This window comes from Ruegeria sp. BHSB058, assembly GCF_059613285.1.
Map to the genome: position 1 here is coordinate 20,986 of NZ_JBXWSF010000055.1, position 6,439 is coordinate 27,424.

The window sequence follows — 6,439 nt, forward strand, 5'->3', positions numbered from 1 at the left end:
AAAACAGACGGCTCCGCATGAGTGGCTTCTGATCCCGCGAGGCGAGGGGGGAGCCTCACAGGCAAAAGCACCGGGGAATTTGGGCGGAACCGCCGGTAATTCGACGGTTCCGCTTGGGTGGCTTCTGATATGCAAGATGAGGGGGTCAGGTCTTGCCAACAAAAGCACGGGGGGTTTGGGACGGAGCCGCCGGGTATAGAAGGCAGCTCCGCCTGAGTGGCTTTCTGTCTCAAAAGGTGAGGGGGTCAGGCCTTTTGAGCAAAAGCACGGGGTGTTCGTCGCAGCGCCTCCTTCTGCGCCGGTGTGAACTTGTCCGAAAGCTCCTCAATGAGCTTGAGCACTGCCTGGACTTCACTTTCGGTTCGGGCCGAGTTCATTTGTTCGACGAAATACCTTTCCAGAACGCTGAGCGGTTGGTGATCACGGTTCGCCGGATGCTGTTTGGTAACATCTTTCGATGTTGCACCATGGAACAGGGTAAGTGCCTCTTCTTCTTCTAGGAAGACGTCGTGGTCTATACCAGCATACTCCCTAATGCTGTTGATCCGTTCGTCGGAGCAGTCCATCAAGGCGGCCATAGCCGTGACTTTTCCCATTGGTTTCGGTGTTCCGAGATAGTCGCATGGAGCATTCCCGGATCGCTTTAGGACGCGGTTGATAACCGGATCGATCACAGCGACAGCGTCCAGAACGCCTGCTTTTTGTGCGTATTCAAAAGACCCGATCATAACTTCGCTCGTGACATATGAAATAGTATTCTTGCCACGTCCATGACCCAACTTGTTGGTGTCGACGCAAAAGCGGGTCGCTTCCCAGATTTGCGCGCTTCGCAGGGGCGGCTCACCATCAAGGATGTCGTTGAAGACGTCCGCCAGCATGTGTGGCCCGGTCGTTTGAAGCAATCTCATACATCCAACGACTTCCCCATCATCGTTGATGCTTACAACATGTGCAGGATGCAGGTTGTCGAACTTATCCCGCTCTTTCCCATCTTCGACTTTCACGTCCCAACCCAGGCGATCCTGGAAGACGCGAGCGCGCAATTTGAACATTTCGTCCAAAACACAGCTGAACTTTGGTGCGTTCAGCCCATCAATGACAATGATCATGTCATCCCCCTCTAATCTCTATTGTCCGTAACAATTAGGTTAAGAGAGACTTGACTATGAAATCTATTGGGGGATTCCCGTAGATTTCTTTTTTTTTACCCGGGGTAGATTAAGCCCAGACTTATCGCGCGCCCGACAGCCTGCGCAGTGGTCAACGCACCAAGTTTGTCCCGGCCCGAACGCATGTGAACCTCGACCGTTCGGTGCGAGATGCTGAGAATATCACCGATATCTTGCTGGGATTTGCCCTCGGCGACCCATTGCAGGATTTCCTTCTCCCGCGATGACAGCGGTGGCAGGTACAGTGCCTTTGCCAGAAGTCCCGAACGCATCACAGTGTCATGAATATGTACGGCGGCCATCTGCAGCTCTCCCATGACATCCTTGATCTGGGATTCCCACTCTCTGTCAGAACAGTCGCGCGTCACGCTGAGCAAACCGCATTCGCCATAGGGGCCGCGGATTGGAACAGTCAGGCCGCGATCTGTAATGCCGAAATCACTCGCGTCGCGAAATACCGTGTTGAATTTGTCGTCGTGATTGAAACGCCCCCAATCAACGGGAGCCACGCTCAATGCCGCTTGATAGAGTGTGGGATCCAAATGGTGAAAGCCTTGCCGGGCATAGTGATGCTTCCATTCTTCGGGATAGTTTGCGTACCCCTGAACATCACCATGAATCGGATTCATGGTCGCATAAGAGGCAAAGTCAAAACCAAGCAAATCACAGACGGAGTCTATGATTTCACTTGCGGTCGTTTCTTTTTGATCGACCGCTGCTAAGTCAATTAACTTCACCTTGCACACCTCGGCTGCGGACGGTGCATCTGTCCGTTCAAGTTGCGGCTATTACCATATCCACGCCCGCACGTTGCGTCAAATGGCGTCATATAGACAAGTACGTTGATCATAATCAGGAATTAAGCGCGCTTGATCGGCAACACTTTGTCCATTTTGTGACAGGAGTGTCCCGAAACACCTAATACCAATAGACTTAAGGAGTCCAAATAGTCAGTTAGGCTGGTCGCACCAAGTCAATTTCTTGAATGCCTTATGCGACACCCCTTCATGTATTTGGTTTGGCCAACCCTGTTTCCACCAACATCCCACGCCTTTTCGCCTCATAGTAGTAGCCTTTGGCATAAAGCTGTATTGCCCGGTGTTGATCGCCATCTGCCAACAGCCAGGCGCCACGCAGGTATTTTCCCGCATACTTCAAGTTTGTATCGGCATCCAAAAGCCCGTTTGGCGGCCCCTGATAGCCCATCGTACGGGCCGTGGCCGGATAGATTTGCAGCAAGCCGTAATAGGGCCTGTTGACCGCCCAAGGACGGTGGGTGCTTTCGCGGATCGCAAGCTTGTGGACCAACTCGCGCGGCAATTCGTAATGGTCGGCCCATTTATTGATCAGGCCCCGTAATTCCGGCGTTTCGTTCGGATAAAGCGGAGGGTTTGATTGCTGGTTTCGGGTGCTCAGCCGATCATCTGAACCGGAACAGGCAGTTAATGCAGTTGAGCATAACGCAAACAGGATTGTCCGGCGTGTCAGGTTTGTCATCGGGCACCTCCGTATCGGAATCCGTATAAGCGGAGGACTTTGTCGCTGCAAACCTCTGTGAGTTTGTGTGCTGTTTCCCGCCGACGTCGTCCTTTTTCCGCCGATATAGAAAAAGAAAAGCCGCGCATAAATGCGCGGCCCTCAGGTTTTTTGAGTTCAGTCTCAGGAAGCGTCGGAAGAAGTTTCTTCGTCGGCGGAAAGACCTTCATCCTCGGATGCGGCCGAGCCGATGTCGTCGAACAATTCCGAGATCTCGAATTCGGCGGCAGCCTCTTCCTCAGCGGCCAATTCCTGAATCGACTTGCCCGAAGCCTGCAATTCGGCCTCTTCAGCCGAACGCGCTACGTTGAGCTTGATTGCCACTTCAACCTCCGGGTGCAGGATGACCGCGACGGTGTGAAGACCCAGCTCCTTGATCGGAGCGACCAGGGCAACCTGTTTCTTGTCCAGCGAGAAACCTGCTTCGGTGGCAGCGTCCGCCGCGTCACGCGGCGTAACAGAGCCATAAAGCGCACCGGCATCCGATGCGGAGCGAATCACGACGAACTGCTGGCCGTCGAGCTTTTCAGCCAGCGTTTCGGCTTCTTTCTTTGTTTCAAGGTTGCGGGCTTCCAGTTGCGCTTTCTGGGATTCGAAAGAAGCAACGTTTGCTTCGGACGCGGTCAGCGCCTTGCCTTGCGGCAGCAGGAAGTTGCGGGCAAAGCCGGGCTTGACGTCAACGACGTCGCCCATCTGGCCCAGTTTCGCAACGCGTTCGAGAAGGATAACTTGCATGATCCTGTTCTCCTTACTTCACGGCGTAGGGCAGCAGGGCGAGGAAGCGGGCGCGCTTGATGGCGCGAGCCAGTTCACGCTGCTTCTTGGCCGAAACGGCGGTGATGCGGGACGGGACGATCTTGCCGCGCTCGGAAATGTAGCGCTGAAGCAGACGGGTGTCCTTGTAGTCGATCTTGGGCGCGTTCTCACCCGAGAACGGGCAGACCTTGCGGCGGCGGAAAAACGGTTTTGCGGCCATGGTTTTATGTCCTTTCCTCAGGCGTTGATCAACGGCGTTCGCGGCGATCGCCGCGTTCGTCGCGCTTCTGCATCTGAACCGACGGGCCGTCTTCGTGACCGTCGACCTTGATGGTCAGAACGCGCATGACGTCGTCATGAAGGCGCATCAGGCGCTCCATTTCCTGGACCGCTCCAGCGGGGGCATCGGTCTTGAGGAAGGCATAGTGCCCCTTGCGGTTCTTGTTGATCTTGTAGGCCATCGTCTTGACGCCCCAGTACTCGCTGTCGACGATCTTGCCGCCGTTGTCCGCGAGGACGGTGCCGAAATGTTCGACGAGGCTTTCCGCCTGCGCGTTGGAAAGGTCCTGACGCGCAATCATGACATGCTCATAGAACGGCATGTGTGCTCCTGTTTATATCAAGGCGCATTTCATAGGCGGGGCCATTTCCCTTTCGCGACCCTGCCACGAGAGGCTGCGCGGTTCACAAATCACTGCGAAAGGATGGCCCCATATACACGTTTGAGCGTCAGGGACAAGTCCCGAATAATGTCACCACCCCGCCGCCCAAATACCCTGCGTGCGCCCAATTGCTGACGCTTTTTCAGTCGAAATTCTGACTACCGCGAGTTGAACCGCATAAGAGTAACCGCATTGTAAGGACCTTGAGACCGATGACCGCGACCCAGACCAACACATTCTCGCAGCCGATGACCGTGTCGGCCTTTGACAAAGCCGTGCCGGTCAAGATCACATTCGCTCCGAACTGGCCTGCGCGCATTGTGCTGCTCAAGGCGATCGGTTTGCTGATGATCGTCAGTGTTCTAGCCCTTTGGTTTATGCCGGGTTCGACTTTCGATGCCGACATGTTGCCCTTCAAGGCGGTTCCATCGATGCTGGTTCTGGCAATGGGAACAGCCTTGCTGACCCTGAAGCATGTGAACGATCGCCCCGACGCATATTTCGATCCGATCCGTCGCGAAGTGCGGGTTCTGCAGAAAAACGAAAACGGCCGTCCGCACACCGTGCTGCGTCGCGGTTATGAAACACTGGGCGGCGCCCGCTTTTCGGACAAGCAGGTGGAGTTGTTCGATCTCGATGGTAGCCTTTTGATGAAACTTCCATTGGCGTCGAAAGAAGTCGCGAATGCGCTCAAGGGACAGTTGAGCGGATCCATTGCAATCGCTGCGTGAGTCTGCCTCTGTTCATTCTCTAACAGGTTCTGTGAAAATTCGAAGATTGTGTGCCGCCCTGGGGCGGCACATTTTCGTTTGATGGGCGGCCCGATTGGTCGCATCGTCTTAACGTGGAGCAGACTTTATGAAAACGACCCTTCTTGCCGCCGTCTTGGCGTTGACCGCGACATCGGCGCTGGCGACTGCCGACAAATATGTTCTGGATGCAAGCCACAGCCAAGTGGTTTTCACTTACAACCACCTGGGGTTCTCGACCACGACCGGCATGTTCTCGGGGTTCGAGGGCGAGATCTTGTTCGACCCCGAAAACCCCGCAACATCAAGTGTTTCGGTCTCGATGCCGGTCCTGTCCATGTTTACTGGATGGGAAAAACGCGAAGAACATTTCATGTCGGGCGATTTCTTTGGCGCCAAGGAGGGTGACATGATTGCCTTCAACTCGACAGGGATTGAAATCACTGGCGAGAATTCGGCCAAGATTGTGGGCGAGCTGACTATGAACGGGGTCACCAAACCGGTCGAACTGGATGCCACGCTGAACCAGCTGGGTGAGCATCCGGTGGCTGGCAAGCCCTGGGCCGGGTTCGATGCAACCACAACAGTTGTGCGCTCGGATTTCAACCTGGGTATGTTCGCGCCCTACGTGAGCGATGAAGTCGAGATCAAAATTTCGGTCGAGGCGCAGAAGGTCGAGTAAGGATCTACCCTTTCCAAAAAAAACGGCGGCCTGCATGGCCTCCGTTTTTTAGGTAACCAATCTTGGCTCAGCCGTGTTGTCACTGCGAACGGTGTGCGGTCAATTCAATGTCTACATCAACCTCGAATTTCAGGGACGCTTCATCTTTGATGTTCGAACCGACCCCGTACTGCATGCGGTCAAGCGCCAGTTTCCCGGACATGGTCGCCTGGTCGCCCTTTAGATCAAGTGTGAACGGCAATACTACGTCGTGAGTCTGGTCACGGATTGTCAGAGGTCCGCGCGCCTCATAGCCAGTCTCTGTCTTGAACAATTCGGCTTGGAATGTCGCGGTCGGGAAGTTGGCGGCGTCAAAGAAATCGGGGCCTTTTGCCTGGTCGGTAACCGAACCGATGGTCACGGACGCGATCGAGACCGTCACGTTGACGGTCCCCGCCGGGCCAGACTGCGCCGGATCTTCAAATGTGATGGATGCGTTCCAGTCGGCGAACCCGCCTTTGATGGCATTTCCCATCTGTGTGATCGTGAACCCGAGTGTCCCGCTTTCGACCTGCCAGTCCGATTGCACCTGGGCGAGGTTCGAGGCGGGCGTCGGTTCAGCGGCTTGACCACCACTCCAGACGCCATATCCCAGTGCGGTCGCCCAAAGGACTACAGCAGTAGCGGCAGGCAGCAGGCTGTGCGATTGTTGTGGCGGTTCGGGGGCGATGGGCCGACCGGGCAACATGCGCCGCAATGTGCCGTCCCGGTCGATCACGTGGTGCTTGAAAGCGCCAAGCACATGCAGCCCCACGGCAACAACCAGAACCCACTGAAATATCCAATGCAGCCGGTCAGTCAAGCTGGAAAGCCATTCGGATTTGGGCACAAATGGCAGGTTTTGCC

At 55.3% G+C, this 6,439-nt stretch carries 9 protein-coding genes; 2 read left to right on the plus strand and 7 right to left on the minus strand.

Annotated features, from left to right (window positions below; genetic code table 11):
• Positions 1-245: 245 nt before the first annotated feature.
• The 6 genes from AC2FNB_RS14035 to rpsF form a co-directional block, all read right to left on the minus strand.
• On the minus strand, positions 246-1,109 hold the full coding sequence (locus AC2FNB_RS14035; protein ID WP_496747288.1) for an acyl-homoserine-lactone synthase: 864 nt from the start codon (positions 1,107-1,109) through the stop codon (positions 246-248).
• Between the two features lie 95 nt (positions 1,110-1,204).
• Positions 1,205-1,906, minus strand: coding sequence for a helix-turn-helix transcriptional regulator (locus tag AC2FNB_RS14040; protein WP_480748277.1), 702 nt, complete (start codon positions 1,904-1,906; stop codon positions 1,205-1,207).
• Positions 1,907-2,174: 268 nt separating this feature from the next.
• Positions 2,175-2,666, minus strand: coding sequence for a transglycosylase SLT domain-containing protein (locus AC2FNB_RS14045; RefSeq protein WP_496747290.1), 492 nt, complete (start codon positions 2,664-2,666; stop codon positions 2,175-2,177).
• Positions 2,667-2,828: 162 nt separating this feature from the next.
• Positions 2,829-3,440 carry a 50S ribosomal protein L9 gene (rplI, locus tag AC2FNB_RS14050; RefSeq protein ID WP_480748279.1) on the minus strand — a complete coding sequence of 204 codons (612 nt, stop codon included), beginning with the start codon at positions 3,438-3,440 and terminating at the stop codon, positions 2,829-2,831.
• Between the two features lie 13 nt (positions 3,441-3,453).
• A complete protein-coding gene (rpsR, locus tag AC2FNB_RS14055) occupies positions 3,454-3,681 on the minus strand; it encodes a 30S ribosomal protein S18 (protein ID WP_005608650.1) in 228 nt (75 codons plus the stop codon).
• A 28-nt stretch (positions 3,682-3,709) separates the two neighbouring features.
• Positions 3,710-4,063, minus strand: coding sequence for a 30S ribosomal protein S6 (gene rpsF, locus AC2FNB_RS14060; RefSeq protein ID WP_480748280.1), 354 nt, complete (start codon positions 4,061-4,063; stop codon positions 3,710-3,712).
• 272 nt (positions 4,064-4,335) lie between these two features.
• Here rpsF and AC2FNB_RS14065 point away from each other — a divergent pair, with 272 nt between their 5' ends.
• On the plus strand, positions 4,336-4,854 hold the full coding sequence (locus AC2FNB_RS14065) for a hypothetical protein (protein WP_480748281.1): 519 nt from the start codon (positions 4,336-4,338) through the stop codon (positions 4,852-4,854).
• Between the two features lie 127 nt (positions 4,855-4,981).
• Positions 4,982-5,554, plus strand: a complete 573-nt coding sequence (locus AC2FNB_RS14070; protein ID WP_480748282.1) for a YceI family protein — start codon at positions 4,982-4,984, stop codon at positions 5,552-5,554.
• A gap of 79 nt (positions 5,555-5,633) precedes the next feature.
• Here the strand turns inward: AC2FNB_RS14070 and AC2FNB_RS14075 are convergent.
• The coding region (locus tag AC2FNB_RS14075; RefSeq protein WP_496747294.1) for a YceI family protein at positions 5,634-6,439 on the minus strand (806 nt) is incomplete at its 5' end.